We start from the raw sequence: 25,856 nt of genomic DNA, 5'->3' as shown, positions 1-25,856 counted from the left end.
CCTCGCTCTTGCCTTCAAACAGCCGTCACGTATCTCGTATAAGACTGGCTCGTGGCGGGAGAGGAAGAAGGAGGCGAACCGATATGCAGAACGAACGTGAAATCGACGCCCTGCTCTCACCGGGCGAAGCCGGATCTATCATCGACCGGTTGATGGCGATGCCGAGGAAAACCGACGGCGCCAAGATCTCGAACGAGTGGGATCGCGCCGTCGCGAGCCGCTTTGAGACCCATCTTGCCAGACAGATGCGCTCGCAGATCGACGGCGACCGTCAGAACGCGGCCTGATCGCCCGTTGAAACCTACCCCCTCCGCAGCCTGACCGGCGCTTCGCCGAAAGCCCTTGAAAACGCTCTCGAAAACGCCGCGGCGGACGAAAATCCGGTCCGCCCGGCAATATCGGCCATGGCTACCCTTGTATCGACCACCAGCCGGCGGGCGGCGCCGAGGCGCAGCCTGAGGTAATAGGCGCCCGGCGTCTCGCCGATCGACTTGCGAAAGATGCTCTCCAGTGTCCGCGCCGTCACCCCGGCGCGCTTTGCCATCGCCTCTATGGTCAGCGGCTGATCGACATGCGATTCCATCAGCCGGATGGCTTGCGCAAGGCGCGGGTCGTAGCCGTCGAGCCGGCCGAGCGAGACCAGCGGCTGCGCGTCGGTGGCGGCGCGCGCCTGATCGTAGATAAAGACGCTGGCGACATCGAGCGCGACAGCCATGCCGAGCCGCGTGCGAATGAGATGCAGCATCAGGTCGAAGGTCGGCGACGCGCCACCCGACGTGAACACCGGCCCATCGATGACATAGCGGTCCGGGCGGACATCGACACCTGGGAAGGCCGAGGAAAAATCCTCCATGTCCTCCCAATGGGTGGTGGCGCTGCGCCCTTCCAAGAGGCCGGCACGCGCCACCAGCCAGGTGCCGGCTTCGACGCCGCCGCAAGCGCGTGCTGTCCGCGCCGCGCGACGCAGGCCCGACAACAGAGCCGAGGTTGCATAGTTCTGGGTGCCGAAGCCGGCGACGACGACAAGAACGTCGGTTGGCTCGGCCGCATCGAAGCGGCCACTGACCGCCACCGGCAGGCCGCATGTGGTGACCGGAGCCTCGCCGGTCACCGAGACCAGCCGGAAATCGAACAGGGTTTCACCGGAGATGCGGTTGGCGGCGCGCAGCGGATCGACGGCCGAGGCCACGCACATGATGGATGAGCCGGAAAACACCAGCAGCGTCACCTTGAGCGGCAGGCGCTCGGCACGAAAGATCGTTGGTTTTTCGCTTTTCGTCATGGAAGCTTCGTAAAACGCAAAACAGTTTCCGGCAAGTCGGGCATTGTTGATTGGTCTTTGTGCATGTCGTTATGCCAAAACCGGTTCCCACTTTTGGGCGACATGCATAGTGTTTCTATCGGAGGAGAGTTCCATGCCGCTTGCGATGAACCGTGAGGTTTTCATTACCTGTGCCGTGACCGGGTCCGGCGGCTCGCAGGACCGCAGCCCGCATGTGCCGCGCTCGCCCAAGCAGATCGCCGACTCGGCCATCGATGCGGCCAAGGCGGGCGCTGCGATCGTGCATTGCCATGTGCGTGATCCCGAAACCGGCAAGCCCAGGCGTGACGTGCATCTCTACCGCGAAGTGACCGAGCGCGTCCGCGAGGCCAATGTCGATGTGGTGCTGAACCTGACCGCCGGCATGGGCGGCGACATGGTGTTCGGCTCGCCGGAAGCGCCGCTGCCGCTCAACGAAAAGGGCACCGATATGGGCGGCGCCACCAACCGCATGGAACATGTGCGCCAGTGCCTGCCAGAAATCTGCACGCTCGACTGCGGCACCATGAACTTCGCCGAGGCCGACTATGTCATGACCAACACGCCCGGCATGCTGCGCGCCATGGGCGGCATGATGACTGCGCTCGGCGTCAAGCCGGAGATCGAGGCTTTCGACACCGGCCATCTGTGGTTCGCCAAGCAGTTGGTCGAGGAAAAGGTGCTCAACCCCGATGCGCTGGTGCAGCTTTGCATGGGCGTGCCGTGGGGCGCGCCTGACGACCTGAACACCTTCATGGCCATGGTCAACAATGTGCCGTCGACCTGGAACTGGTCGGCCTTCGCCATCGGCCGCAACCAGATGGCCTATGCCGCGGCAGCTGTGCTGGCCGGCGGCAATGTCCGCGTCGGGCTGGAAGACAATCTGTGGCTCGACAAGGGTGTGCTGGCGACCAATGCGCAACTCGTTGAGCGTGCCGCCAGCATCGTCACCAATCTGGGCGCCAGGATCATCGGCCCGGAGGAGGTGCGCAAGAAGCTGAATCTGACCAAGCGGGCGCCGATAGCCGCATAGATTATTCGCTGGGGAGGTCGGCATGAGTACCGTAAAATTCACCGCGATGAAGGATGGCGACCGGGACGACTACGAGTTCCTGACCGCGCATGAGATCGACTATGCGGCCAGGACCGGCGAGCGGCTGCTCGACGCGCTGGTGCAGCTCGACGAGGGCCTGTCCGGCTACAAGATCACCCGGCTCGGCCATTCGCTGCAGGCGGCGACGCGCGCCTGGCGCGACGGCGCCGACACCGACTGGATCACTTGTGCGCTGCTGCACGATATCGGCGACATCTATGCGCCCTACAATCACGACGAATATGCCGCATCGATCCTGAAACCCTTCGTGCGCGAACAATGCACCTGGGTGGTGGAAAAGCACGGCGACTTTCAGCGGCTCTATTATGCCCATCATCTCGGCGGCAACCGCCATGCGCGCGACCGCTTTGCCGGCCACGCCTATTTCGACGATTGCGACCAGTTTTGCGAACGCTGGGACCAGTCGAGCTTCGACCCCGACTATGACACGCTACCGATCGAATTCTTCCGGCCCTTCGTGCTCGAGGTCTTAGCCCGCAAGGCCTACGACGCGACCGTGATCCGCGCCGGCGAGCGCGTGCCTCTCACCGATCCAACAACAGCCAAGACAAGAACCGGAGCCTCCGCATGAGCATCATCAACAAGGCAGCCGCCATCGGCGGTGGCGTCATCGGTGCCGGCTGGGTGGCGCGGCTGCTCCTGAACGGCATCGACGTGTCGATCTTCGACCCGGATCCCGAGGCATCGCGCAAGGTTGGCGAAGTGATGAAGGGCGCGCGCCGCGCCTACAAGCAGATGGTGCCCGGCGGCCTGCCGAAAGAGGGCAAGCTGACCTTCGCCAAGACCATCGCCGAGGCGGTGGCCGATGCCGATTTCATCCAGGAAAGCGTGCCGGAGCGGCTTGACCTCAAACATCGCGTGCTGGCAGAGATCGACGCACATGCGCCGGCCAACGCGATTGTCGGCTCGTCGACCTCCGGCATCAAGCCGACCGACATGCAGGTGGCGATGAAGAAGCATCCGGAGCGGCTGGTCGTCGGCCACCCGTTCAACCCGGTCTATCTCCTGCCGCTGGTGGAGATCGTCGGCGGCGAACAGACCTTCCCCGAGGCGATCGAGGTCGCCAAGGAGATGTATACCTCGATCGGCATGAAGCCGGTCGTCATCCGCAAGGAGATCGAGGCTTTCGTCGGCGACCGCCTGCTCGAAGCGGCATGGCGCGAGGCGCTGTGGCTGATCAAGGACGGCATCTGCACGGTCGAGGAACTCGACGACATCATGCGCTATGGCTTTGGCCTGCGCTGGGCGCAGATGGGCATGTTCCAGGTCTATCGCGTCGCCGGCGGCGAGGCCGGCATGCGCCACTTCATGGCGCAGTTCGGCCCGTGCCTGAAATGGCCATGGACCAAGCTGATGGACGTGCCGGAGTTCAACGACGAGCTGGTCGACCTGATCGCCACGCAGTCGGACGACCAGGCGCATGGGCTGTCGATCCGTGAGCTGGAAAAGATCCGCGACGACAATCTGGTCGCGATCATGGACGCGCTGTCGAAGCAGAACAAAGGCAAGGGCTGGGGCGCCGGCGCTTTGCACAAGGACTACACCAAGCAGCTGGCCAAGCTGGCGGCGAAGAAACCGACGGCCTCCAAGGCCGCCGAGAAGGCCAAGGCCTTGAAGCCGGTAAAGAAAGCCGAGAAGCCAAAGAAAAAGACCGGCAAGAAGAAAGGCTGAGGGCATGGATTTCGGGCTGTCGGAGGAGCAGAGGCTCATCGTCGAGACGACGCGTGCGTTCGTCGAGAACGAGCTTTACCCGCATGAGCGCGAGGTCGAGCGCACCGGCGTGCTGCGCCGCGAGCTGATCGAGGAGATCAAGGTCAAGGCGATCGAGGCCGGGCTCTATGCCGCCAACATGCCGGCCGACGTCGGCGGCGCCGGCCTGGATACGGTGACCTGGCTGCTCTACGAGAAAGAACTCGGCCGCGCTAACTATGCGCTGCACTGGACCTGCGTGGCGCGCCCCTCCAACATCCTGCTTGCCGGCACGCCGGAGCAGCGCGAGAAATATCTGTTCCCCTGCATCCGTGGCGAGAAATGGGACTGCCTGGCGATGACCGAGCCGGGCGCCGGCTCGGATCTGCGCGGCATGAAGGCAACCGCCGTACAGGATGTGGACGACTGGGTGCTGAACGGCACCAAGCATTTTATCTCCCACGCCGACCTCGCCGACTTTGCGATCGTGTTCATGGCTTCCGGCGAAGAGGATTCGCCGCGCGGCAAGCGCAAGAAGATCACCGCCTTCTTCGTCGACAAGGGCACCAAGGGTTTCACGGTGCGTGACGGCTATCGCAATGTCTCGCATCGCGGCTATACCAACGCCATCCTTGAATTCGACGATTGCCGGCTGCCAGCAAGTCAGGTTCTGGGCGAAGTCCACAAGGGTTTCGACGTCGCCAATTCATGGCTCGGCGCCACCCGGCTACAGGTCGGCGCCACCTGTCTCGGCCGTGCCGAGCGGGCGCTTGGCCATGCGGTGGAATATGCCGCGCAGCGCCAGCAGTTCGGCCAGCAGATCGGCAAGTTCCAGGGCGTGTCGTTCAAGCTCGCCGACATGGCGACCGAACTGAAGGCCGCCGACCTGATGGTGTTCGAAGCCGGCTGGAAGTACGATCAGGGCACCGTCACCGACCAGGACATGGCCATGGCCAAGCTGAAGGCCAGCGAAATGCTCGCTTTCGTCGCCGATGAGGCGATCCAGGTCCATGGCGGCATGGGGCTGATGGACGACCTGCCGCTGGAGCGTATCTGGCGCGACGCGCGCGTCGAGCGCATCTGGGAAGGCACGTCCGAGATCCAGCGCCACATCATTTCAAGGGCGCTGCTGCGCCCGTTTGGGGCATAACATATGCATAGACTTGAGCGTCTCCTGCGGCCGAAATCGATCGCCGTGTTCGGCGGGGCGCAGGCTGCAGCCGTCGTCGCGCAATCGATCAAGATGGGCTTTGCCGGCGAGATCTGGCCGGTGCATCCGACCAAGGGCGAGGTCGCCGGCCGCAAGGCCTATCGCTCTGTCGCCGATCTGCCGGGCGCGCCGGATGCCGCCTTTGTCGGCGTCAACCGGCATTTGACCATCGAAGTGGTCAAGGCGCTGGCTGAACGCGGCGCCGGCGGCACCGTCTGCTTTGCCGCCGGCTTCCTCGAGACCGAGGCCTATGACGACGACGGCGAGCGGCTGCAGGCCGAGCTGGTCGCGGCAGCTGGCTCGATGCCGATCATCGGGCCGAATTGCTATGGCCTGATCAATTACGCCGACGGCGCGCTTCTGTGGCCCGACCAGCATGGTGGCATAAGACTGGCCGAGGGCGGCAAGGGCGTTGCCATCATCACCCAGTCCTCCAACATCGCCATCAACATGACCATGCAAAAGCGCGGTCTGCCGGTCGCCTTTCTGATGACCGCCGGCAACCAGGCTCAGACCGGCCTGTCCGAGATGGCGCTCGGCCTGATCGAGGACGAGCGGGTCACGTCGCTCGGCCTGCACATCGAGGCCTTCGATTCGGTAGCCGGCTTTGAACGGCTGGCGGCCCGAGCCCGCGAGCTGAAGAAGCCGATCATCGCCATGAAGGTTGGCCGTTCCGAACAGGCCAGACAGGCGACCGTCTCGCACACCGCCTCGCTGGCCGGTTCGGACGCGGCCTCGGGCGCGTTCCTGAGACGGCTTGGCATTGCGCGCGTCGATTCCATCCCCGCCTTCATCGAGGCGCTGAAGCTGTTGCACATCACCGGGCCTTTGCCCGGCTACAAACTGTCGTCGATGAGCTGCTCGGGCGGTGAAGCCTCGGTCATGGCCGACAGTGCCGAAGGCCGCTGGGTCAATTTTCCGGTGCTGACTGACAGGCACCGTGCCCATGTCAAATCGACGCTTGGGCCGCTGGTCGCTGTCGCCAACCCGCTCGACTACCACACCTTCATCTGGAACAACGAGCCGGCGATGACCGCCACCTTCACCGCCATGGTGTCGGGCGGCTTCGACTTGAACATGCTGGTGCTGGATTTCCCGCGCCCGGACCGCTGCTCGGACACCGACTGGTGGGCGACGCTGCGCGCCTTCGAATCGGCGCTGAAGACAAACAAGGCGCAAGGCGCGATCGTCTCCTCGCTGCCGGAAAACCTGCCCGAGGAATACACCGCCGGGCTGATGGCGCGCGGCATGGTGCCGTTGTTCGGAATTTCCGAGGCGATGGATGCAGCCGGGGCGGCAGCCTTCATCGGGTGGGCCTGGGCTGAGCCGCAGGCGCAGCCGATCGACACGTCGGCTGCCGGTGCGCCTGGCGGTGACCACGTCACCCCTGATGAAGCCGAGGCGAAATCGCGCCTCATTGATGCCGGCCTGCCGGTGCCGAAAGGCGAACGCGCCGCCAATGCCGTCGAGGCGGTGATCTCGTCGATGGCGCTCGGCTTCCCCGTGGCGCTGAAGGCGCTCGGCGTCACCCACAAATCCGAGGTTGGCGCTGTCAGGCTCAATCTCAGGGATGCCGAATCCGTCAGCACGGCAGCGCATGACCTGTTGCCGCTCGGCACGGGGCTCTATGTCGAGCGCATGGTGCGCGACGGCGTCGCCGAACTGATCGTCGGGTTCACCCGCGACCCGATGTTCGGCGCGGTGATGACCTTGGGGACTGGCGGCGTGCTGGTCGAGCTGTTGCGCGACAGCGTCACGCTGATGCTGCCGGCAACGCGCGACGACATCGAGGCGGCATTGCGCGGCCTGAAACTGTTCCCGCTGCTCGACGGCTATCGCGGCAGGCCGAAAGCCGATGTCGCCGCTGCCATCGACGCCATATCGGGCATTGCCGGCTTCGTGCAGAAGAATGCCGGCGAGATCGAGGAACTCGACATCAACCCGCTGATCGTCTGCGCGGAAGGCAAGGGCGCCTGGATCGCCGACGCACTGCTGGTGCTGGGAGACAAGAAGAATGTCTGACGTCATTTCGACCCGCCGCGAAGGCACCATCCTCGAGGTCACGCTCGACCGGCCCAAGGCCAACGCCATCGACCTGAAGACCTCGCGGCTGATGGGCGAGACCTTCAAGGCGTTTCGCGACGATCCGGAGTTGCGCGTCGCCATCGTCAAGACCGCGGGCGACAAGTTCTTCTGCGCCGGCTGGGACTTGAAGGCGGCCGCCGGCGGCGACGCGGTCGACGGCGACTATGGCGTCGGCGGCTTTGCCGGCCTTCAGGAATTGCGCGACCTCAACAAGCCGGTCATCGCTTGCGTCAACGGCATGGCGGTCGGCGGCGGCTTCGAGCTGGCGCTGTCCTGCGACCTCATCTACGCCTCCGATCATTCGTCCTTCGCGCTGCCCGAAATCCGCGCCGGCACGCTGGCCGACGCGGCAACGATCAAGCTGCCGAAGCGCATGCCCTACCATGTCGCCATGGACCTTTTGCTCACAGGCCGCTGGATGGATGTCGCCGAGGCGCATCGCTGGGGCCTGGTCAACGAAGTGTTGCCCAAGGAGAAGCTCGAGGAGCGCGTCTGGGAGATCGCCCGGCTGCTGGCCAGCGGCCCGCCGCTGGTCTTCGCCGCGATCAAGGAAACGGCGCGTGTGGCCGAGGCGCTTACATTCCAGGACGCGATGAACAGGGTGACGCGGCGCCAACTGGCGACCGTCGATGCGCTCTACGGCTCCGAGGACAATATGGAAGGCTTTCGCGCGTTTGCGGAAAAGCGCGATCCGGTTTGGAAGGGGAAATGACCCACTTTTACCCTCCCCTCGATGGGGAGGGTCGGACCGAAGGTCCGGGGTGGGGTGAAGCACCCGCCGCTTCGCGGCGACTTCCCCCATCAAGGGGAGGTAAAGGAGTTCCATGACCGACTATAAAACCCTCATCGACGCCGAGACCTGGGCCTTCATCGAGCGGACCAATTCCTACTATCCGCCCGATACGATCGACTACACGATCGCGCAGCAGCGCGGGATCTACGACCGCATGTGCAGCGAATTCTTTGCCGGCTATCCCGAAGGCATTGCGGTCGAAACCTCAGCCATTGCAACGCCCACGCACGACATTCCGATCCGTACCTACCGAAGCGCTCGCCAAGCAGCCGCGACGGTGCTGTATTTCCATGGCGGCGGCTTCATCCTCGGCGGCTTGGACAGCCACGACGATGTCTGTGCAGAGCTGTGCGCCGGCACCAGCCATGAGGTGGTCTCGGTCGATTATCGGCTGGCACCGGAACATCTGCATCCGGCCGCCTTCGACGACGTGATGAGTGCCTTCGAATGGGCCGCGACCGCTTACAGGCACCCGATCCTGCTTTGTGGCGACAGCGCCGGCGGCAATCTTGCCGCCGCGGTCAGCCACGCGACGCGCGGCCATCCACGAAAGCCGATCGGCCAGGTGCTGATCTATCCCGGCCTCGGCGGCGATCGGTTGAAGGGATCCTATGTCACGCATGCCGAAGCGCCGATGCTGACCATGCGCGATCTCGAATTCTACAAACACATCCGCACTGGGGGGCAGGACCGCAGCGGCGATGCAACGCTGGCCCCGCTCGCCGACACCGACTTCTCCAACCTGCCGCCGACGGTGCTGATCACCGCGCAATGCGACCCGCTGTCATCGGACGGTGAAACCTATCGCGACCTGATCATTGCGGCAGGCGGACGCGCCGCCTGGTTCGAAGAACCAGGGCTGGTGCACGGCTATCTCAGGGCTCGGCATACGGTCGGCCGCGCCCGCGCGAGCTTCACCCGGATTGCGGACGCGATAGGCGCCCTTGGGCAGGGCGTCTGGCTCTGGTGAGCGATTTCATCGTCTGACGGTTCAAGACTTACCGCACCGAGGCGGCGGCCGCCCGGCCGGCGCCGCGGCCGGAAAAGATGCAGCCGCCGAGGAAGGTGCCCTCAAGCGCCGCATAGCCATGCACGCCGCCGCCGCCGAAGCCGGCGGCTTCGCCAACGGCGTAGAGTCCCGCAACCGGCTGGCCGTCGGCACCTAACACGTGGCTGTCGAGATCGGTCTGCAGACCGCCCAGCGTCTTGCGTGTCAGGATGTTGAGGCGGACCGCAATCAGCGGGCCATTCGCCAGATCGAGCATCTTGTGCGGCTTGGCCGTGCGGATCAGCCGGTCGCCGAGGTAAGCACGCGCACCGCGCAACGCGGTGATCTGCATGTCCTTGGAGAACGGATTGTCGAGTTGCCTGTCGCGGGCGCGGATTTCGCGTTCGACCTGGGCCAACTCAAGCAGCGGCTCGCCGCCGGCCAGCGCGTTCATGCGCGCGACAAGCGTCGGCAGGTCGGCCTCGACGATGAAATCCTCGCCCTTCTCCATGAACGCCTTGACCGGACCCGGGATGCCCGATGTGGCGCGGCCGAGCACCTGGCGCCAGCTCTTGCCGGTCAGATCAGGGTTCTGCTCGGAGCCCGACAGCGCGAACTCCTTCTGGATGATCTTTTTGGTCAGGATGAACCAGGAATGGTCGAAGCCGGTGCTCATGATGTGACTGAGCGTGCCCAGCGTGTCGAAGCCGGGATAGAGCGGCACCGGCAGACGCTTGCCGCGCGCGTCCAGCCACAGCGATGACGGACCGGGCAGGATGCGGATCGCATGATCGGTCCAGATCGGCGCCCAGTTCCTGATACCCTCGACATAGTGCCACATGCGGTCGCGGTTGATGATCGAGCCGCCGGCCCGTTCCGTGATCGCCAGCATGCGGCCGTCGACATGGTCGGGCACGCCGGTGGTCATACGCTTCGGTGCAGGGCCCAGCCGCTTGGGCCAATTTTCCCGCACAAGCTGATGATTGCCGCCGATGCCGCCGGAGGCGACGATCACCGCTTGCGCATGAAGCTCGAAATCACTGGCGATTTCGCGCGAACTCTTGTGGCCGCGCTCGACGGTGCTGGGCTGCAGGATATCGCCACGGACGCCGTCGACGGTCGCGCCCGTGCGAGTCAACTCGTTGACCCGGTGGCGGAATTTGAAACTGATCAGTCCGCGCTTCTGCGCCTCGCGCACGCGCTGGACGAAAGGCTCGAGCACGCCGGGGCCGGTGCCCCAGGTGATGTGGAAGCGCGGCACCGAATTGCCGTGGCCGATGGCGTTGCCGCCGCCGCGCTCGGCCCAGCCGACGACGGGAAAGAATTTCAGGCCGCGCTGCAGGAGCCATGAGCGTTTCTCGCCGGCGGCGAAGCCGACATAGGCTTCCGCCCATTTGCGCGGCCAGAAATCCTCCGGCCGATCGAAAGCGGCGGTGCCCAGCCAGTCCTCGAGCGCCAGATCGTGCGAATCGCGGATGCGCATGCGCCGCTGCTCCGGCGAATCGACGAGGAAAAGGCCGCCGAACGACCAGAACGCCTGGCCGCCGAGCGACTGCTCCGGCTCCTGGTCGACGATGATGATTTTCTTGCCGGCTTCGGCAAGCTCGGCGGCGGCGACCAGTCCGGCAAGGCCGGCGCCGACAATGATCACATCCGCATCGTCAGCCATCTTTCCTCCCAGAATTGGCCGGCTACTTTAATGCAAGGAGTCAGACGGTCTCCCAGCCGTCCGTGCCGCCGGCGCGGAAGATGGCGTCGATGACCTTCTGGTTGAGCACCGATTCCTCCAGAGTGAAGACGCGCTCCTTGCCGCCCTGTGCCGCACGCGCGAAGGTCTCGACCTCCAGCCGGTACTGCTGGGTACCGGGAAAACGGAACACTTGCGCTTCGGTGTGGTTCTGGTTGTGCAGTTCGACGCGGTGGTGGTCGTAGAGCCCGGCGTTGAAGGGCGAGAACACCTCGATGAAACCCTTCTCGCCGTGGAACACCATGACCTGGCGCGCCGCCATCTGCGTCGACAGGTAGAAGGACAGTTCGAAGTCGCCGAAATCGGCGCGGATCGAGGAATAGATATCGGTGCCGAATTTCTTGTCGCGCTCGATCGTCGCCTGCACGCGCAGCGGTTCCTTGCCGGTGGAAAAACGAGTCGACACGGTCGGGTAGACGCCGATGTCGGGCAGCGCGCCGCCGCCGAGGTCGAGCTGGTTGCGCATGTTGTTGGGGTCGACATTGTAATAGGAGAAGGCGCCCTGCACATGGCGCAGTCGGCCGATGGCGCCGCTGGTTATGAGGTCGCGCACCTTGATCCATTGCGGGTGGTAGATGACCATGAAGGCTTCGCAAACCAGCACTTTTTTGGCGTCGCGCAGGTTGATCAACGGCAAGATGTCCTTGGCGTCGAGTGCCAGCGGCTTTTCGACCAGCACATGCTTGCCGGCTTCGATGGCCTTGGCCGTCCATTCGACATGCTGCGAGGTCGGCAGCGGGATGTAGACGCCGTCGACCTCGTTGGAGGCAAGCAGGTCCTCATAGGAGCCGAAGGCATGGCGTGCACCGAAGCGCTCGGCGAGCGCCTTGGCCTTCGACAGGTCGCGGCTGGCGATCGCCGACAGCACGCCGTTCTCCGCCTCGACCATCGCCGGCAACAAATGCTCGCGGCCGATCTTTGCCGTCGACAACACACCCCATCGGAACATCAGGCTTCTCCATAGCGATTACAGGCAACGAGGTTTGCCCGAAATCAGCGGAAAAGCCAATGCGCAGTGCTGGGTTCCTCGCCCCACGAAGTGGAGCGAGGAAGAACCCGTTCAGCCCCTTTTGCCGGTCAGCATCATGTCGAAGTCGACGACGTTCGAATAGATCGGCGTGCCGACATCCATGCCGTAGCGCGACCTGAGCACCTTGCCGGTGACATGGAATTTTATCGTGCCGGCCTTGAGACCACCAAGCTCGGCCGTGAATTTTTCCGGGAACGTCTTGCCGCGCGCCGTCAGCCGGCCGGTGACGAGAGCCGTGGTGTCGCTGGTTCGGGTCACGCCGGTCGAGCGGAACTGGATTTCGGGGCTGTTGGCGGCATCAAACACGGCGTCGGAACGCAGGAAGGCATCGATGCGGCCCTGGCCGGTGCCGACGCTTTCGGGAAAGATGGTGAAATTGACCTGCGAGCGCCCGACATCGCTGTTGTCGATGCGGATCGAGCCCTTGAAGCGGGCGAAGGTGCCGTTGAGGCCGCCGCCGCCGACCTTGCCTATGGAAAAGTGGATGCTGGAGTTGGCCGGGCTGATCGAATAGCTGCCGGCCGCGTCACCAAGCGCGACGGCCGCTGAAACAGGCGTGGCAAGACAAGCGGCGACCGCCGCAAATCCAAGGATGCGTGCAAACATGGGGATGTTCCTTGTTGGAGGCAGCGCATTTTCTGCGCCTTCTTTCCGTGAACGAATGGACCGGCCGCTCTATTCCGCACTGTCGCCTGACAAAGGCGTGATCATGCGCGTGAGCACGCCATCCCTAAGCTGGAAATGGTGCCGCAATGCCGCCGCGACATGGACGGCGACCAGCGCCATGCCGGCATAGGCGAGATACCAGTGCGCCGCCGCCCAGAAGCTTTCAGCGCCATCCGATTCTGCCAGCGGCAGGTTCGGCATGATGAACAGATTGAACGGCAGGCTGGGGATCTCCAGCATCGACACCGACACCAGCGCCCAGCCGGACAAGGGCAAGGCAAGCTGAAACGCGTAGAGCGCAAAATGCGCCAGCGGCGCGGCCCGACGCTCCAGGATTCCGACAGAGCGCGGCAGCGCCGGCGCGGCATTGCCGAGACGCCAGGCGATGCGCAGGATGATCAGGCCGAGCAGCAGAAAGCCGAAGGATTTGTGCAGTTGGATCAGTTCGAAGGCGGTGCGCTGGCTGGTCAGCCGCACCATGACGAAACCGAGCGCGAACTGGCCGATGAATATCAGAGCGATCAGCCAATGGAGAATGATCGTGCCCCAGCCATAGCGGGTCGTGCTGTTGGTGATCGATGTTTGCATGGGACGTGAACGAATGTGGGGGCGGGTTTCTTCCGGCGCGCTTACCCGCTCACCTTGAAGAAATCGACGAAGGCCCTGAGCGCCGGCCGCATCTGGCGGCGGCTGGGGTAGTAGACGAAGAACCCGTCGAAGGGCGGGCACCAGTCCTCCAGCACGCGTACAAGCCTGCCGTCGGCGATCGCCGCGCTGACATAGCCTTCGAACACAAAGGTCAGGCCGGCGCCGTTGATCGCCGCTTCGACATTGAGGCGATCCTCGCCGACGATCAGCGGGCCTTCGACTGATATCTCCAGCTCCTCGCCATCCTTTTCGAACTCCCAGCGGTAGAGCACGCCGCTCGAGAAGCGGAAGCGGACGCAGCGATGTGCCGCCAGGTCGCGTGGATGCAGCGGGCGCGGCATGGTCTCAAAATAGGAAGGGGCGGCAACCACGGCGCCACGGATCGATGCTCCGATCCGCACCGCGACCATGTCCGGCTGCAGGCTTTCGCCGAGCCTGACCCCGGCATCGAAGCCGCCTTCGACCACATCGGTGAAGCGGTCCTCGACGACGATCTCCAGCACGATATCGGGAAAGGCCTGGGCAAACGCCCCGAGCCGTGGCGCCAGTGTGAGCTGTGCTGCGGTGCGGGGTACGCTGAGCCTCAGATTGCCGGCCGGCCGATCGCGCGCCTCGATCGCCGTCTCCAGCGCCAGGTCGATCTCCAACAGCGCCGGCCGCAACCGTTCCAGCAACTGCGCACCTTCTTCGGTAGGTGCGACGCTGCGTGTGCTGCGTGACAGCAGGCGTACGCCAAGCCGCGCCTCCAGGCTGGACACAGCGTGGCTGACCGCCGATGGCGCGATGGCCAATTCCCTGGCCGCGCCTCGAAAGCTGCCGCATTGGGCGACGGTCGCCAGCACGGCTAGCTGTGAAAGGTGTGCTCGATTCATTGATCTATTTCTTGGAACAGCCCGTACGAAGAAGAGCCGATTATCGAGCAGACCGCAAGGCGCTATCTCCGCTGCATCACAACATGGAGACGCGTGATGCAAACCCGCAAGCTAGGAACTGAATTGAACGTCTATCCCGTCGGCCTCGGCTGCATGGGCATGAGCTTCGTCTATGGCGGCCAGCCGGAAGCCGACGCGATCGCCACCTTGCATCGTGCCGTCGAGATCGGCGTCAATTTCTTCGACACGGCGGAAGTCTATGGCCCCTACGAGAACGAGATCCTGCTCGGAAAGGCGCTGAAGTCGGTGCGCGACAAGGTAACGATCGCCACCAAATTCGGCTTCAGGATTCTGGAGGAAGGCACCGGCACGGATCGCATGGCCGGTGTCGACAGCCGTCCCGAGCACGTCAAGGCCGTCGCCGAGGCGTCGCTGAAGCGGCTGGGCACCGATGTGATCGACCTCTACTACCAGCACCGCGTCGACCCCAACGTGCCGATCGAGGATACGGTCGGCGCCATGGCCGAGCTGGTGCGCGAGGGCAAGGTGCGCGCGCTTGGCCTGTCGGAGGCGAGCGCCGCGACCATCCGCCGGGCCCACGCCGTGCATCCGATATCAGCGGTGCAGAGCGAGTATTCGCTGTGGAGCCGCGACCCGGAAGACGAGGTGTTCGCCGTCTGCCGCGAGCTCGGCATCGGTTTTGTTCCCTACAGCCCGCTCGGCCGTGGCCTGCTGACCGGCACGATCGCCAAGCCCGAGGCCTTGAGCGACGACGACTGGCGCCGGACCTTGCCGCGCTTCCAGGCCGAGGCGATGGAAGCCAACGCCGCTGTCATCGCCACCTTGGAAAAGCTGGCTGCTGAAAAGGGCGTGACCTCGGCGCAGTTGGCGCTGGCCTGGGTGCTGCACCAGGGCGATTTCATCGTGCCTATCCTCGGAGCGCGGAAGATCCGCCATCTCGAGCAGAACACGGCAGCGGCCGCGGTCGAGCTGAGCGCGGCCGAGGTGCAAGCCATTGGTGACGCGCTGTCGCCCGACAAGGTCATGGGCAAGCGCTACCCTGAGGAGTTGCTGGCGCTGGTGAATGGGTGAGTTAGGTCACCACTGGTAATCGAAGGGGGCGCTTCGGCGCCTCTTTTTGCGTGTCACGAGGCGTAGAAGTCGTTTCAAACTTTCATAGGCCTACCAAGGCACAACCGTGATCTCCGGCCAATTCTCCCTCGCCCTCGCACCCTTCGTCTCATGCGTGTGCTGATTGTCCATCACCCGGCTGGGCGTGATGCGAAACGAAAAGAGGTCATCGAGCCCGAACGGCGCCACCAGCTCCAGCTGCCCGTCAGCATCATATCGGACCCCGACCGCATGGGTCTTCGAAGCAAAATTGCTGAGCGGTTCGCTGGAGCCCGTATAGCGCGGACAGGGCCGGCCGAACTTCTGCGGATACCACAAATGCACCCGCGCCTGGTTGCGTACCTCGACCGGCAGCGGCAGTCCTTCAAAATGCGCCGCCGCTCGGCGGATCACCGCGTCCTCCGCCTCGTAGGACAGGTCGGCGTCGTCGAAATAGAACAGGTCGACGTCTTTGATACCGTAACCCGACGGTTTTCCCGTCAAATGGTTCCAGACGCTGTTGTAGAGCGCGCCGGAAACGATCAGCCAATCCGGAAGGTCGAGCGTGCGGGCGCGCGCCAGCGCTTCGCGAACGAGCGTATCTGCCGACACGATGTCGAGAAACGCCGTGCGCTGTTCTTCAAACGGGAGCCCGGAATAGCGCAGATGGTCCATCGCCCTTTGGAGGGCGATTCGCCATCTGCTCGCAAGTTTTTTAGCCCCTCAGCACACCACCGGTCTGCTTGCCGACGTTCTCGACGATGCGCCTGGCCAGCGCCTCGAAATCCTCGTCGGTCAGCGTCTTTTCGACCGGCTGGATCGACACTTCGATGGCGATCGATTTCTTGCCCTCGCCGAGCGATGCACCTTCGAAAATATCGAAGACCGAGACAGCAGTGATCAGCTTCTTGTCGGCCGCAAGCGCCGCGCGGACCAGCGCGCCGGCCTCGACCGACTTGTCGACGACGAAAGCGAAATCGCGTTTCACCGCCTGGAAAGCGGAGAGATCCAGCCTGGGCTTGGTTTTCGTCGGCTTGGCCTTCGGCTCGGGCACGGCATCGACGAACACTTCGAAGCCGCAGAGCGGTCCGGAAACATCGAGCCCCTCCAGCGTCTTCGGATGGAATTCGCCGAAGGTGCCGAGCACGGTTTTCGGGCCGAGCTTGATCGTGCCGGAACGACCGGGATGATACCAGGCCGGGCCGCCCGCCTCGATCTGTAGCCGGTCGACCGGCGCACCGCAGGCTTCGAGCGCGGCAATGGCGTCGGCCTTGGCGTCGAACACGCCGACCGGGCCTGAATTGCCGGCCCAGTTGCGGCCGGAGCCGTCGAGCTTGGCGGTGCCGCGGCGCACGCCGGCGGCCACGCGCCGCTGCTGGTCGGCGCCATCGCCTTCATAGGTGCCCGACACTTCGAACAACGCCACGTCGCCAATGCCCTTGTCGGCATTGCGCTGGGCGGCGGCGATCAGCCCCGGCAGCAGCGACGGCCGCATGTCGGACATGTCGGCGGCGATCGGGTTGGCGAGCTTCAGCGCGGTCTGGCCACCGCCGAACAGTTCGGCGTGTTTGGCCGGAATGAACGACCAGGTGACGGCCTCCATCATGCCGCGCACGGCAAGCGCGCGCTTGGCGGTGCGGGTACGAACCTGCAGCGTGGTGAGTATCTTTGCGTTGACCGCGTCATGCGCACCGAGCGGCTGCGGTGCGATGTTGTCGACGCCGTGGATGCGCATGATCTCTTCGACCAGATCCGCCCTGCCGTCGACATCTGGGCGCCAGGACGGCACGGCGACGTTGACGACATCACCCGACCCCTGAGGCTTGAAGCCGAGGCGCGACAGGATGTCGAGGCTGTCCGCCTTCGGCACCTCGATGCCGGTCAGGCGCTTCACTTCCGACAGCGGGAAGGAGATGATCTTCGACTTGTGTCCAGCATAGCCCGCCACTTCGATCTCGGTCGGCGTGCCGCCGCAGAAATCGAGCACGAGTTTCGTTGCCAGTTCGACGCCGGGCACCATGAATTCGGGGTCGACACCGCGTTCGAAGCGATAGCGCGCGTCGGTGATGATGCCGAGCGTGCGGCCGGTGCGGGCGGTGGTGATCGGATCCCAAAGCGCGGATTCGATCAGCACATCGGTCGTGTTCTCGTCGCAGCCTGAATGCTCGCCGCCCATGATGCCGGCGATCGACTCGACGCCATTGTCATCTGCTATGACGCACATCTCCGGCGTCAGCGTATATTCGCGGCCATCGAGCGCCTGCACCTTTTCGCCATCGCGCGCACGCCGCACGGTCAGATTGCCGGCGACCTTGCTGGCGTCGAACACATGCAGCGGACGGCCGCGGTCGAAGGTGACGTAATTGGTGATGTCGACCAGCGCGCTGATGGGTCTCAGACCAATGGCGATCAGCCGCTGCTGCAGCCATTTCGGCGACGGGCCGTTCTTGACGCCCTTGACCAGCCGCAGCGCAAAGCCGGGGCAGAGTTCCGGCGCCTCGATCGTCACCTTGACCGGGCACATGCCACTGCCGGCATGCGGCATGATGGCACCGCGGACGAGGCGGCCAAGCCCGCTCGCCGCCAGATCCCTGGCGATGCCGTAGACGCTGGTGGCATCCGGCCGGTTCGGTGTCAGGTTGATCTCGATGACCGGATCGTCGAGATGCGCATAGGCAGCGAAGCTGGTGCCGACAGGCGCATCCTCAGGCAGGTCGATGATGCCGTTGTGTTCGTCGGACAGTTCCAGCTCGCGCTCGGAGCACATCATGCCATGGCTTTCGACGCCCCTGATCTTGCCGACCGTCAGCGTCACGTCGATGCCCGGAACATAGGTGCCGGGCGCCGCAAAGGCGCCGATCAGGCCGGCTCGGGCGTTCGGTGCGCCGCAGACGACCTGCACGGGCGCCTTGCCGTCGCCCGTATCGACGGTCAGCACGCGCAGCCGGTCGGCATCGGGATGCTGCACCGCCGTCAGCACCCTGGCGATGACGAAGGGTTTCAGGCTCGACTTGTCGTCGACATGCTCGACTTCGAGGCCGATCGAGGTCAGCCGCTCGACGATCTCGTTGAGCGTGGCGTCGGTCTCGAGATGATCCTTGAGCCAGGAGAGGGTGAATTTCATGGGACTGTTCCGTCTCGTCTTTTGACGCTTGTTTTCAGATGTCTCGGCAGGTCGTCGGACATATGCAGGAAGGCAAGCTGCTCGCTGACATAGGCATGCAGCGTCGGCTCAAAATCGGCCGGCACGTCCATCGCGCCGAGCATGAAGTAGATGTCGTCCTCCAGCCGCTCGTCGACATAGGCGATGGGTGAGCCGCAAATGCCGCAGAACGAGCGCGTCACCGGGCCGTTCTCGAACATCTTCAGCGCCTTGCCGGTGAACACGACCTGATCAACCAGGAAGCCGACAAAGGCCGAGACCGGCGCGCCGCTGGCCCGCCGGCAATCGCCGCAATGGCAATAACTGACATGGTGCGGTTCGGCCAAGGCCTCGAACCGCACGGCGCCGCAGCGGCAGCCGCCGGTGTGCGGCGCTGTCATGCGCTCAAGCCCCCGAACAAGGTCGGCATGTCGAGCGGCCGGAAGCCGTAATGCGACAGCCAGCGCACGTCCGCGTCGAAGAAGGCGCGCAAATCCGGCATGCCGTATTTCAGCATGGCGATGCGGTCGATGCCCATGCCCCAGGCAAAGCCCTGATATTCGTCCGGATCGAGCCCGCCATGGCGCAGCACATTGGGATGCACCATGCCGCAGCCGAGGATCTCCATCCAGTCGGAGCCCTCGCCGAAGCGCACTTCGCCCGGCCGCGAGCGGTCGCACTGGATGTCGACCTCGAGGCTCGGCTCGGTGAACGGGAAGAAGGACGGCCGGAAGCGCATCTTCACCTGCGGCACCTCGAAGAAGGCCTTGCAGAACTCCTCCAGCACCCACTTCATGTTGGCGACGTTGGCCGTCTTGTCGATCACCAGCCCCTCGACCTGATGGAACATCGGCGAGTGGGTGGCGTCCGAATCCTGCCGGTAGGTCTTGCCAGGAATGACGATGCGGATCGGCGGCTTCTTCATCTCCATTGTACGGATCTGCACCGGCGAGGTGTGGGTGCGCAAAAGCTTGCGCTCGCCCTTCTCGTCCGGCTGGAAGAAGAAGGTGTCGTGCATCTCGCGCGCCGGATGGCCTTCGGGGAAGTTCAGCGCCGTGAAATTGTAGTGGTCCGTCTCGATATCCGGCCCTTCGGCTATGGAGAAACCGAGATCTCCGAAGATCGCCGCGATCTCGTCGATGACCTGGCTGATCGGATGGATGCGGCCGCGCTCGGCCGGCGACTGCCGCACCGGCAGCGTCACGTCGACCTTTTCGGCGGCAAGACGCGCGGTGATCGCCACATCCTTCAATTCGGCCTTGCGCGCGGTGAGTGCATCGGTGACGCGGTTCTTGAGGCCGTTGATAACAGGACCCTTGACCTGCCGCTCTTCGGCGGTCATGGCGCCAAGTGTTTTCAGCATCTCGGACACGGTGCCCTTCTTGCCGAAGGCAGCGATGCGCACGGCCTCGATGGCCGGCTCATCGGCGGCCGACGCGATGTCGGCCAGAAGTGAGTTTTCAAGCGTATCCAGGCTGTTGGTTGCATCGTTCACGGTCAAACTCGCTACGTTGGGAGGTCGGCCTTAAAGTGAAAGTCACTTCTAAAGTGAAAATCACTCTACGGTTCAGGCAAAAGAAAAACCCGCGCCAGCCGTGCCAGCGCGGGTTCCCCAAATCAGAATTGCGAATGCTTGGGAAGCGCTGGTCTTAGGCGACAGCGCTTTCAAAAGCGTTCGGCGTGGTGTTCTTCAGATATTCGAGCGCCACCTTGGCCTTGGCGACCAAGGCTGCGAAAGCCTGCGGCTCGTGGATGGCCATGTCCGACAGGATCTTGCGATCGATCTCGATGCCCGACTTGTTGAGGCCGTCGATGAAGCGGCCATAGGTCAGGCCATGCTCGTGCGTCGCGGCGTTGATGCGCTGGATCCACAAAGCGCGGAACGAGCGCTTGCGGTTCTTGCGGTCGCGATACGCGTACTGCATCGACTTTTCCACCGCCTGCTTGGCGATGCGGATGGTGTTCTTGCGACGGCCATAGAAGCCTTTGGCGGCTTTCAGGACCTTCTTGTGCTTGGCGTGCGAGGTGACGCCTCTCTTTACGCGTGCCATGTCATGATCTCCTTAAAAGCAATTCCAGGAAAAGTGCCTTGCGGTTTTCCGTTCGGAATTGCGTAAAACAAAAGCGTGTCCAGACCGAATGCCTTAGAGGCCGTTCGGCAGAAAATTCTTGATGACCTTCTTGCCATCCGGTTCAGCCAGAACCATCGTGCCGCGGGCATTTCGAATAAACTTGTTGGAACGCTTGATCATGCCGTGACGCTTGCCGGCAGCAGCCGACAGGACTTTACCCGTACCTGTGATCTTGAACCGCTTTTTGGCGGCGGATTTGGTCTTCATCTTGGGCATTTTGCTACTCCGTCTAGTTGGCGCACTATCGCGCTTCTTGTTCGCTTCGGGCCGACCAAAGCCCGAAAAGCAAATGAAACCGCCACGGCATGCCCTGCCGGGCGGTTTTCTTGAACGGCGGTCCTATACGTCAAAGACGGCCCGCGCGCAACACCCGTGGACATGCGGCGCTGTGTCCTGGATCAGGGCAGCGTGAACAAGACCGGCAGCATGCCCGACTGCTGGGCGCCGTCGATCAGTTCGAAGGCCGGCAGCGCGACAAGGAACACCAGGCCGTCGAGCAGCGTGGTCAACAGCAGGCGCGGCTTGAAGCTGCCCGTATCGCCCTCCTGGTAGAGCGACAATTTCGGGAAGAAGCGCGGCACCCGCTCCAGATAGGCCTGGTATGTGGCGCCGAGCGCTTCCTTGAGGAATTTCTCCTCGCGCAGGATGACGATGTGGAAGGCGCCCGCGCACAAAAGCCCGAAGAGAATGATGCCGGTGAACGAGCCGATCTGCGCGCCGACGCCGGCCGCGGCTACGGTCGAGAACACATAGAGCGGGTTGCGGGTGATCGAGTAAGGCCCGCCGGTCACCACCTCGGACGATTTGCGTCCGCCTATGTAGAGTGTCGCCCAGAGGCGCCCGACGATGCCGAGGAAAATCAGCAGCACGCCGAACATCTCGATCGACTCATGCACCAGTGTGTCAGGCGGAAACGTCGATTGGCCAAACAGCAACGCTGCGAACAGCACCGCCACGAGCCCGGCAAGCACCATCCTGCGCGTATGCTGGTAGTTACCCAGCCCGTATTTGAGTTCTTTGTCCAAGGTGGAATCCGATCGTCGAGGAACTTGGCCAGCGATCGCAGCCTTGGCCAAGAAAACAGGCGTCCCGCCGATCGCCGGGACGCCTTGGAATGTGATTCAGGCGGATTTAAGCGCGATAGCCAAGCCTGACGTCATCGTGATCTCAGATGCGCTGATATTCGGCACACCTTAGCGCGGCGACAGCACCATCATCATCTGGCGGCCTTCGAGCTTTGGTTCCGCCTCGACCTTGGCAATGGTCGCCACTTCCTCACGGACCTTGTTCAGAAGCTGCATGCCGAGTTCCATATGCGCCATTTCGCGGCCGCGGAACCGCAGCGTCAGCTTGACCTTGTCGCCTTCCTCGAAGAAGCGGCGAACCGCCTTCATCTTGGTCTCATAGTCATGGCTGTCGATGTTCGGGCGCATCTTGATCTCCTTGATCTCGATGACCTTCTGGTTCTTGCGCGCCTCGGCCGCCTTCTTCTGGTTGGCGTATTTCAACTTGCCGAGATCGAGGATCTTGACGACGGGGGGTACCGCATTGGGCGATATCTCGACGAGATCGAGCCCAGCCTCTTCGGCGAGCAGCAATGCGTCGTTGATGGAAACATCGCCGCGGTTCTGGCCTTCGGCGTCGATAAGCTGGACCCGGGGAACCCGGATGTCACGGTTGGAGCGCGGGCCATCCTTGGTCGGCGCCGCTGCTTTGAAAGGTCTGCGAATGGTCGTGGTCTCCTTGGCCGTTTCGTTCAGGGTTTATCAGTGTTGATGCGTGGACGCGCCAATGTGGTGAGCGCGCGGGCGGAGTCAATAGCACAGCATTGACAGAAAATCACCCTGATCGCTGCCCTGCACCAAACAAAGAAACATCGCGAGCACTTTCCGCCTCGCCGCCGGCTGTGCCACAAGACCGACGTTGAGGAAAAAGCCATGACTGTCACGCCCCCACTCTCTCTGGAAGTCCCAATCTTTCTGGATGTGGGGGGATCGCGCATCGCGGTGCGCCATACGAAAGGTGCCGAGCCCGGCATCGTCTGGCTCGGCGGCTACAAGTCGGACATGCTGGGCACGAAGGCGCAGACGCTGTCGGACTGGGCGGCAAGAGAAGGCCGCGCCTTCCTGCGCCATGATTATTCCGGCCACGGCGAATCCGGCGGCGCCTTTGCCGACGGCACGATTTCGACATGGCTTGCACAGAGCCTTGCCGTGTTCCGGCATTTCACCAAGGGCAGGCAGATCCTGGTCGGCTCCTCGATGGGCGCCTGGATCGCGCTGCGCATGGTGCAAGAGCTGCGCAAGGCAGGCGACAGCAATGTCGCCGGGCTGGTGCTGCTGGCGCCGGCGCCGGATTTCACCGCTGAACTGGTCGAACCGGTGCTGACGCAGGCGCAGAAGCGCGACCTCACGGAGAAAGGCTTCTTCGAGGAGCCCTCCGACTATTCCGCCGAGCCTTACATCTACACGCGCGCGCTGATCGAGGACGGGCGCGACAACAGGGTGATGACAGGTCCGATCGACACGCATTGCCCAGTGCACATCCTGCAGGGGTTGGCCGATGCGGACGTTCCGGCAAGCCACGCGCTGAAGCTGGTCAGTCTGTTGCCGGCCGACGACGTGACCGTGTCGCTGATACCAGACGGCGACCACCGCCTGTCGCGGCCGCAGGATCTCGACATGCTGGTGCGGGCCGTCGACGCGATGGCGCAGCGGGGAAACTGATGCGCCTTTCCATTCCGATACACGCGTTCGTCGCCGCCATCGTCGGCTTCGGCGGCACGCTGGCCATCGTCATCGCCGCCGCCAACGCAGTCGGCGCGACGCAGATCGAGACGGCAAGCTGGGTGACGACGATCTGCCTGGCCATGGCGATCGAGAGCCTGTGGCTGTCCTGGCGCACGAAGATGCCTGTTATCACCGCCTGGTCGACGCCGGGCCTGGCGCTGATCGCGGCATCGAGCGGCTTTTCGATGGGCGAGGCCGTCGCCGCCTTCATCGTCACCGGTATCCTTCTGATCGTCACCGGGCTGTTCCGGCCCCTGACGAAGCTGATCTCGAGGATACCGCCCTCGGTCGCCTCGGGCATGCTGGCAGGCATCGTCGTCACCTTCGCGCTCAATGCGGTGAAGACCATTCCTGTAGACCCGTGGCTGATCCTGCCGTTGATCGCGGCCTTCTTCGTCATCCGGCTCTTCAATCCGGCCCTGTCGGTGCTGGCGGTGCTGATCGGTGGTGGCCTTGCCGCCTTCCTGACCGGCCGTGTCGGCGGACTGCCGACACCGGAACTGTCGACGCTGACGCTGATTGCGCCTGATTTCACCGCCAAGGCGATGATCGGCCTGGCACTGCCGCTCTACCTCGTCACCATGGCTTCGCAGAATCTCTCCGGCCTGGCCGTGCTGCGCGCCGCCGGCTACCATCCTGAGCCAGGCCCGCTGATCGGTGTCACCGGCCTGTTTTCGCTGCTGTCGGCACCCTTCGGCGGCTCGACCACCAATCTGGCGGCGATCTCGGCGGCGATCTGCACCGGGCCGGACGTCCATCCCGATCCCGCCGAGCGCTGGAAGACCGGACCGTTCTATGCGCTCGCTTATCTCGGCTTCGCGATTTTCGGCGCTTCGCTGGTGGCGATCTTCGCTGTGCTGCCGCAGAGCCTGATCGTGCTGGTGGCAGGGCTCGCGCTGATGGCATCGCTCGCCAACGCGCTGTCGATCGCGCTCAAGGACGAGGGCGACCGCATGGCCGCCACGGTCACCTTTGTGGTCACCGCATCAGGGCTGACGCTGTTCGGCGTTGGCGCAGCATTCTGGGGACTTGTTGCCGGCCTGGTCGTGCTTTTCCTTGACAGGCTCAAAAAGCGATAATCATTTCAGATGCTTGTCCGGTTTTGGCGGACATTGTCTTGAATCGCCGTTTTTCTCTTCCCATTTCGATTCCACGCAGCCGGGTTTGGCTGTCTCCAACCGAAGGAATGGGAGAAAATGAACACATCTGCATTGATCCGTCCGGCCTGGACGCCGGCGACCATCGCGTTGATGGTTGTGGGTTTCATGGTGTTCTGGCCACTCGGCTTCGCCATGCTTGCCTATATCATCTGGGGCGACCGCCTCGACGGCTTCAAGCGTGACGTCAACCGCGCGACCGACGGCATTTTCGCCGGCTGCCGCCGCGGTTCCGACAAGGCCGCGCGCTGGGGCAATGGTTCGGCTCGCACCGGCAACGTCGCTTTCGACGACTGGCGCGAAAAGGAACTTGAGCGCCTGAACGAAGAACGCCGCAAGCTCGACGAGATGCTGACCCAGTTCGACGAGTATGCCCGCGAATTGCGCCGCGCCAAGGACCAGGAGGAGTTCGATCGCTTCATGGCTAACCGCAACAAGTCGACGGCGCCGACGAAGACCGATCCGAGCACTGGAACGACGACCACCAAGCGTGGCAAGGGCTCGAACCTGCTTGACGACTGAGGCCAAGCGACAGGCCACATCGTGAAAAAACGGCGTCGCGCGAGCGGCGCCGTTTCTTTTTTGTTCTATTCGTTTTCCTCGAATCACGTATCGTTGCGCCATGTCATTCGGCTTCTTCCGCAATCTGACAAAGCCCAAGCCCGCGCCAGTCGAAGAGCGCGAGCATGTCGTTGCCGGGCGCTCATTGCCGCTCAAGATCGTCGAGAACGATCGCGCAAGGCGGCTGACGCTGCGCATCGATTCCGGCGGCCGCGGCCTGCGCATCACCGTGCCGCCGGGCCTACGCCGGGGCGAGGTGGAAAAATTCCTCGACCGCCATCAGGACTGGCTGGAACAGCGGCTGGCCAAGGTTCCGGCGCGGCCGCAGGTGCGGCCGGGCATCAAGATTCCGGTGCGCGGCGTGGCGCACCGCATCGTCCATGAGCCCTCGAAACGCGGCACCGTCACCGTATCGCTCGACGAGCGCGGTCCGCTGCTGATCGTGCATGGCGATCGCATACACCTGCCGCGCCGCATCGCCGATTTCCTCAAGCGCGAGGCCAAGCGCGAGATCGAGAAGCTGGTGGTCAAGCACACCGAGGCGCTGGGCAAGCGCGCCAAGGCGATCCGCTTCAAGGACACGTCGAGCCGCTGGGGCTCATGCACCTCCGACGGCAATCTGTCGTTTTCCTGGCGCATCATGATGGCGCCGTCGCCGGTCATCAATTACCTCGTCGCGCATGAAGTGGCGCATCTCAAGGAGATGAACCACGGTCCGAAATTCTGGAAGCTGTGCGAGCAACTCTGTCCGGACACCGAACGCTGCAAGGCATGGCTGAAGCGCAATGGCGGCGCCCTGCAGGCGATTGCGTTCGAGTAACCC

At 63.7% G+C, this 25,856-nt stretch carries 28 protein-coding genes; 14 read left to right on the top strand and 14 right to left on the bottom strand.

Annotated elements, in window-relative coordinates; genetic code table 11:
• Positions 1 to 83 precede the first annotated feature (83 nt).
• Positions 84 to 287 carry a hypothetical protein gene (locus ASD12_RS19180; protein WP_056589415.1) on the top strand — a complete coding sequence of 68 codons (204 nt, stop codon included), beginning with the start codon at positions 84 to 86 and terminating at the stop codon, positions 285 to 287.
• A gap of 14 nt (positions 288 to 301) precedes the next feature.
• Here ASD12_RS19180 and ASD12_RS19175 read toward each other — a convergent pair whose 3' ends face one another.
• Complete coding sequence (locus tag ASD12_RS19175) at positions 302 to 1,282, bottom strand: GlxA family transcriptional regulator (RefSeq protein ID WP_056589412.1); 981 nt, start codon at positions 1,280 to 1,282, stop codon at positions 302 to 304.
• A 133-nt stretch (positions 1,283 to 1,415) separates the two neighbouring features.
• Between ASD12_RS19175 and ASD12_RS19170 the strand changes: the two genes are divergently transcribed.
• The 7 genes from ASD12_RS19170 (at position 1,416) to ASD12_RS19140 (ending at position 9,161) form a co-directional block, all read left to right on the top strand.
• The gene (locus ASD12_RS19170; RefSeq protein WP_056589410.1) at positions 1,416 to 2,333 is read left to right on the top strand and encodes a 3-keto-5-aminohexanoate cleavage protein; all 918 of its coding nucleotides are present in this window, start codon (positions 1,416 to 1,418) and stop codon (positions 2,331 to 2,333) included.
• Between the two features lie 22 nt (positions 2,334 to 2,355).
• Entirely contained in the window at positions 2,356 to 2,985 is a 630-nt protein-coding gene (locus ASD12_RS19165) for an HD domain-containing protein (RefSeq protein WP_056589408.1), read from the top strand.
• Positions 2,982 to 4,085, top strand: a complete 1,104-nt coding sequence (locus ASD12_RS19160) for a carnitine 3-dehydrogenase (RefSeq protein WP_056589405.1) — start codon at positions 2,982 to 2,984, stop codon at positions 4,083 to 4,085. Before ASD12_RS19165 ends, ASD12_RS19160 begins: the two co-directional genes overlap by 4 nt.
• A gap of 4 nt (positions 4,086 to 4,089) precedes the next feature.
• Positions 4,090 to 5,253 (top strand): acyl-CoA dehydrogenase, encoded by a 1,164-nt coding sequence (locus ASD12_RS19155; RefSeq protein WP_056589402.1) that lies wholly within the window; start codon positions 4,090 to 4,092, stop codon positions 5,251 to 5,253.
• 3 nt (positions 5,254 to 5,256) lie between these two features.
• Complete coding sequence (locus ASD12_RS19150; protein WP_056589400.1) at positions 5,257 to 7,335, top strand: acetate--CoA ligase family protein; 2,079 nt, start codon at positions 5,257 to 5,259, stop codon at positions 7,333 to 7,335.
• Positions 7,328 to 8,110 (top strand): carnitinyl-CoA dehydratase, encoded by a 783-nt coding sequence (locus ASD12_RS19145; protein ID WP_056589398.1) that lies wholly within the window; start codon positions 7,328 to 7,330, stop codon positions 8,108 to 8,110. The genes ASD12_RS19150 and ASD12_RS19145 overlap by 8 nt, the downstream gene beginning before the upstream one ends.
• Before the next feature lie 112 nt (positions 8,111 to 8,222).
• Positions 8,223 to 9,161, top strand: coding sequence for an alpha/beta hydrolase (locus ASD12_RS19140; RefSeq protein WP_056589395.1), 939 nt, complete (start codon positions 8,223 to 8,225; stop codon positions 9,159 to 9,161).
• Between the two features lie 28 nt (positions 9,162 to 9,189).
• Here ASD12_RS19140 and ASD12_RS19135 read toward each other — a convergent pair whose 3' ends face one another.
• The 5 genes from ASD12_RS19135 to ASD12_RS19115 form a co-directional block, all read right to left on the bottom strand.
• The gene (locus tag ASD12_RS19135; RefSeq protein WP_056589393.1) at positions 9,190 to 10,848 is read right to left on the bottom strand and encodes an FAD-binding dehydrogenase; all 1,659 of its coding nucleotides are present in this window, start codon (positions 10,846 to 10,848) and stop codon (positions 9,190 to 9,192) included.
• 40 nt (positions 10,849 to 10,888) lie between these two features.
• Positions 10,889 to 11,875, bottom strand: coding sequence for a Gfo/Idh/MocA family oxidoreductase (locus ASD12_RS19130; RefSeq protein ID WP_056589391.1), 987 nt, complete (start codon positions 11,873 to 11,875; stop codon positions 10,889 to 10,891).
• 111 nt (positions 11,876 to 11,986) lie between these two features.
• Positions 11,987 to 12,562 carry a YceI family protein gene (locus ASD12_RS19125; RefSeq protein WP_056589389.1) on the bottom strand — a complete coding sequence of 192 codons (576 nt, stop codon included), beginning with the start codon at positions 12,560 to 12,562 and terminating at the stop codon, positions 11,987 to 11,989.
• A gap of 69 nt (positions 12,563 to 12,631) precedes the next feature.
• Positions 12,632 to 13,210 (bottom strand): cytochrome b, encoded by a 579-nt coding sequence (locus ASD12_RS19120; RefSeq protein ID WP_056589386.1) that lies wholly within the window; start codon positions 13,208 to 13,210, stop codon positions 12,632 to 12,634.
• 41 nt (positions 13,211 to 13,251) lie between these two features.
• Positions 13,252 to 14,142, bottom strand: coding sequence for a LysR family transcriptional regulator (locus ASD12_RS19115; RefSeq protein ID WP_056589384.1), 891 nt, complete (start codon positions 14,140 to 14,142; stop codon positions 13,252 to 13,254).
• A 96-nt stretch (positions 14,143 to 14,238) separates the two neighbouring features.
• Between ASD12_RS19115 and ASD12_RS19110 the strand changes: the two genes are divergently transcribed.
• A complete protein-coding gene (locus tag ASD12_RS19110; protein ID WP_056589381.1) occupies positions 14,239 to 15,234 on the top strand; it encodes an aldo/keto reductase in 996 nt (331 codons plus the stop codon).
• A 90-nt stretch (positions 15,235 to 15,324) separates the two neighbouring features.
• On the opposite strand, the gene ASD12_RS19105 is transcribed toward ASD12_RS19110, so the two are convergent.
• The 7 genes from ASD12_RS19105 to ASD12_RS19075 all read right to left on the bottom strand — a co-directional run bounded on the left by ASD12_RS19105 (position 15,325) and on the right by ASD12_RS19075 (position 21,551).
• Entirely contained in the window at positions 15,325 to 15,927 is a 603-nt protein-coding gene (locus ASD12_RS19105; RefSeq protein WP_056589378.1) for a nucleotidyltransferase family protein, read from the bottom strand.
• Between the two features lie 40 nt (positions 15,928 to 15,967).
• Complete coding sequence (pheT, locus tag ASD12_RS19100) at positions 15,968 to 18,376, bottom strand: phenylalanine--tRNA ligase subunit beta (protein ID WP_056589375.1); 2,409 nt, start codon at positions 18,374 to 18,376, stop codon at positions 15,968 to 15,970.
• Positions 18,373 to 18,795 (bottom strand): GFA family protein, encoded by a 423-nt coding sequence (locus tag ASD12_RS19095; RefSeq protein ID WP_056589373.1) that lies wholly within the window; start codon positions 18,793 to 18,795, stop codon positions 18,373 to 18,375. The genes pheT and ASD12_RS19095 overlap by 4 nt, the downstream gene beginning before the upstream one ends.
• Positions 18,792 to 19,889 carry a phenylalanine--tRNA ligase subunit alpha gene (gene pheS, locus ASD12_RS19090; RefSeq protein WP_056590104.1) on the bottom strand — a complete coding sequence of 366 codons (1,098 nt, stop codon included), beginning with the start codon at positions 19,887 to 19,889 and terminating at the stop codon, positions 18,792 to 18,794. The genes ASD12_RS19095 and pheS overlap by 4 nt, the downstream gene beginning before the upstream one ends.
• A 154-nt stretch (positions 19,890 to 20,043) precedes the next feature.
• A complete protein-coding gene (rplT, locus tag ASD12_RS19085; protein ID WP_023672281.1) occupies positions 20,044 to 20,445 on the bottom strand; it encodes a 50S ribosomal protein L20 in 402 nt (133 codons plus the stop codon).
• 93 nt (positions 20,446 to 20,538) lie between these two features.
• Positions 20,539 to 20,742 carry a 50S ribosomal protein L35 gene (gene rpmI, locus ASD12_RS19080; protein ID WP_006201248.1) on the bottom strand — a complete coding sequence of 68 codons (204 nt, stop codon included), beginning with the start codon at positions 20,740 to 20,742 and terminating at the stop codon, positions 20,539 to 20,541.
• A 182-nt stretch (positions 20,743 to 20,924) separates the two neighbouring features.
• Positions 20,925 to 21,551, bottom strand: coding sequence for an isoprenylcysteine carboxylmethyltransferase family protein (locus ASD12_RS19075; RefSeq protein ID WP_056589369.1), 627 nt, complete (start codon positions 21,549 to 21,551; stop codon positions 20,925 to 20,927).
• A gap of 43 nt (positions 21,552 to 21,594) precedes the next feature.
• On the opposite strand from ASD12_RS19075, the gene ASD12_RS35775 reads away from it, so the two are divergent.
• Positions 21,595 to 21,723 carry a hypothetical protein gene (locus ASD12_RS35775; RefSeq protein ID WP_280139575.1) on the top strand — a complete coding sequence of 43 codons (129 nt, stop codon included), beginning with the start codon at positions 21,595 to 21,597 and terminating at the stop codon, positions 21,721 to 21,723.
• Here the strand turns inward: ASD12_RS35775 and infC are convergent.
• Positions 21,720 to 22,256, bottom strand: coding sequence for a translation initiation factor IF-3 (gene infC / locus ASD12_RS19070; RefSeq protein ID WP_013528312.1), 537 nt, complete (start codon positions 22,254 to 22,256; stop codon positions 21,720 to 21,722). The two genes, ASD12_RS35775 and infC, sit on opposite strands and share 4 nt — an antisense overlap.
• Positions 22,257 to 22,463: 207 nt before the next feature.
• Here infC and ASD12_RS19065 point away from each other — a divergent pair, with 207 nt between their 5' ends.
• The 4 genes from ASD12_RS19065 to ASD12_RS19050 all read left to right on the top strand — a co-directional run bounded on the left by ASD12_RS19065 (position 22,464) and on the right by ASD12_RS19050 (position 25,853).
• A complete protein-coding gene (locus ASD12_RS19065; RefSeq protein WP_056589366.1) occupies positions 22,464 to 23,252 on the top strand; it encodes an alpha/beta hydrolase in 789 nt (262 codons plus the stop codon).
• Positions 23,252 to 24,394 carry a benzoate/H(+) symporter BenE family transporter gene (locus ASD12_RS19060; RefSeq protein WP_056589363.1) on the top strand — a complete coding sequence of 381 codons (1,143 nt, stop codon included), beginning with the start codon at positions 23,252 to 23,254 and terminating at the stop codon, positions 24,392 to 24,394. Before ASD12_RS19065 ends, ASD12_RS19060 begins: the two co-directional genes overlap by 1 nt.
• A gap of 117 nt (positions 24,395 to 24,511) precedes the next feature.
• Positions 24,512 to 24,994: a DUF2852 domain-containing protein gene (locus tag ASD12_RS19055; protein WP_056589360.1), complete on the top strand. Its 483-nt coding sequence runs from the start codon at positions 24,512 to 24,514 to the stop codon at positions 24,992 to 24,994.
• A 100-nt stretch (positions 24,995 to 25,094) separates the two neighbouring features.
• On the top strand, positions 25,095 to 25,853 hold the full coding sequence (locus tag ASD12_RS19050) for a M48 family metallopeptidase (protein WP_056589356.1): 759 nt from the start codon (positions 25,095 to 25,097) through the stop codon (positions 25,851 to 25,853).
• Positions 25,854 to 25,856: the final 3 nt, after the last annotated feature.

It is taken from the genome of Mesorhizobium sp. Root102, assembly GCF_001425625.1.
Lineage (GTDB): Bacteria > Pseudomonadota > Alphaproteobacteria > Rhizobiales > Rhizobiaceae > Mesorhizobium.
The sequence above is the reverse complement of the archived record's forward strand: the minus strand, read 5'-3'. Positions and strand labels throughout refer to the sequence as shown.

Bases quoted from the DNA above. Each gene is read 5' to 3' on its own strand.
- ASD12_RS19180 (WP_056589415.1), top strand. From the start codon at position 84: ATGCAGAACGAACGTGAAATCGACGCCCTGCTCTCACCGGGCGAAGCC.
- ASD12_RS19175 (WP_056589412.1), bottom strand. From the start codon at position 1,282: ATGACGAAAAGCGAAAAACCAACGATCTTTCGTGCCGAGCGCCTGCCG.
- ASD12_RS19170 (WP_056589410.1), top strand. From the start codon at position 1,416: ATGCCGCTTGCGATGAACCGTGAGGTTTTCATTACCTGTGCCGTGACC.
- ASD12_RS19165 (WP_056589408.1), top strand. From the start codon at position 2,356: ATGAGTACCGTAAAATTCACCGCGATGAAGGATGGCGACCGGGACGAC.
- ASD12_RS19160 (WP_056589405.1), top strand. From the start codon at position 2,982: ATGAGCATCATCAACAAGGCAGCCGCCATCGGCGGTGGCGTCATCGGT.
- ASD12_RS19155 (WP_056589402.1), top strand. From the start codon at position 4,090: ATGGATTTCGGGCTGTCGGAGGAGCAGAGGCTCATCGTCGAGACGACG.
- ASD12_RS19150 (WP_056589400.1), top strand. From the start codon at position 5,257: ATGCATAGACTTGAGCGTCTCCTGCGGCCGAAATCGATCGCCGTGTTC.
- ASD12_RS19145 (WP_056589398.1), top strand. From the start codon at position 7,328: ATGTCTGACGTCATTTCGACCCGCCGCGAAGGCACCATCCTCGAGGTC.
- ASD12_RS19140 (WP_056589395.1), top strand. From the start codon at position 8,223: ATGACCGACTATAAAACCCTCATCGACGCCGAGACCTGGGCCTTCATC.
- ASD12_RS19135 (WP_056589393.1), bottom strand. From the start codon at position 10,848: ATGGCTGACGATGCGGATGTGATCATTGTCGGCGCCGGCCTTGCCGGA.
- ASD12_RS19130 (WP_056589391.1), bottom strand. From the start codon at position 11,875: ATGTTCCGATGGGGTGTGTTGTCGACGGCAAAGATCGGCCGCGAGCAT.
- ASD12_RS19125 (WP_056589389.1), bottom strand. From the start codon at position 12,562: ATGTTTGCACGCATCCTTGGATTTGCGGCGGTCGCCGCTTGTCTTGCC.
- ASD12_RS19120 (WP_056589386.1), bottom strand. From the start codon at position 13,210: ATGCAAACATCGATCACCAACAGCACGACCCGCTATGGCTGGGGCACG.
- ASD12_RS19115 (WP_056589384.1), bottom strand. From the start codon at position 14,142: ATGAATCGAGCACACCTTTCACAGCTAGCCGTGCTGGCGACCGTCGCC.
- ASD12_RS19110 (WP_056589381.1), top strand. From the start codon at position 14,239: ATGCAAACCCGCAAGCTAGGAACTGAATTGAACGTCTATCCCGTCGGC.
- ASD12_RS19105 (WP_056589378.1), bottom strand. From the start codon at position 15,927: ATGGACCATCTGCGCTATTCCGGGCTCCCGTTTGAAGAACAGCGCACG.
- pheT (WP_056589375.1), bottom strand. From the start codon at position 18,376: ATGAAATTCACCCTCTCCTGGCTCAAGGATCATCTCGAGACCGACGCC.
- ASD12_RS19095 (WP_056589373.1), bottom strand. From the start codon at position 18,795: ATGACAGCGCCGCACACCGGCGGCTGCCGCTGCGGCGCCGTGCGGTTC.
- rplT (WP_023672281.1), bottom strand. From the start codon at position 20,445: ATGGCACGCGTAAAGAGAGGCGTCACCTCGCACGCCAAGCACAAGAAG.
- rpmI (WP_006201248.1), bottom strand. From the start codon at position 20,742: ATGCCCAAGATGAAGACCAAATCCGCCGCCAAAAAGCGGTTCAAGATC.
- ASD12_RS19065 (WP_056589366.1), top strand. From the start codon at position 22,464: ATGACTGTCACGCCCCCACTCTCTCTGGAAGTCCCAATCTTTCTGGAT.
- ASD12_RS19060 (WP_056589363.1), top strand. From the start codon at position 23,252: ATGCGCCTTTCCATTCCGATACACGCGTTCGTCGCCGCCATCGTCGGC.
- ASD12_RS19055 (WP_056589360.1), top strand. From the start codon at position 24,512: ATGAACACATCTGCATTGATCCGTCCGGCCTGGACGCCGGCGACCATC.
- ASD12_RS19050 (WP_056589356.1), top strand. From the start codon at position 25,095: ATGTCATTCGGCTTCTTCCGCAATCTGACAAAGCCCAAGCCCGCGCCA.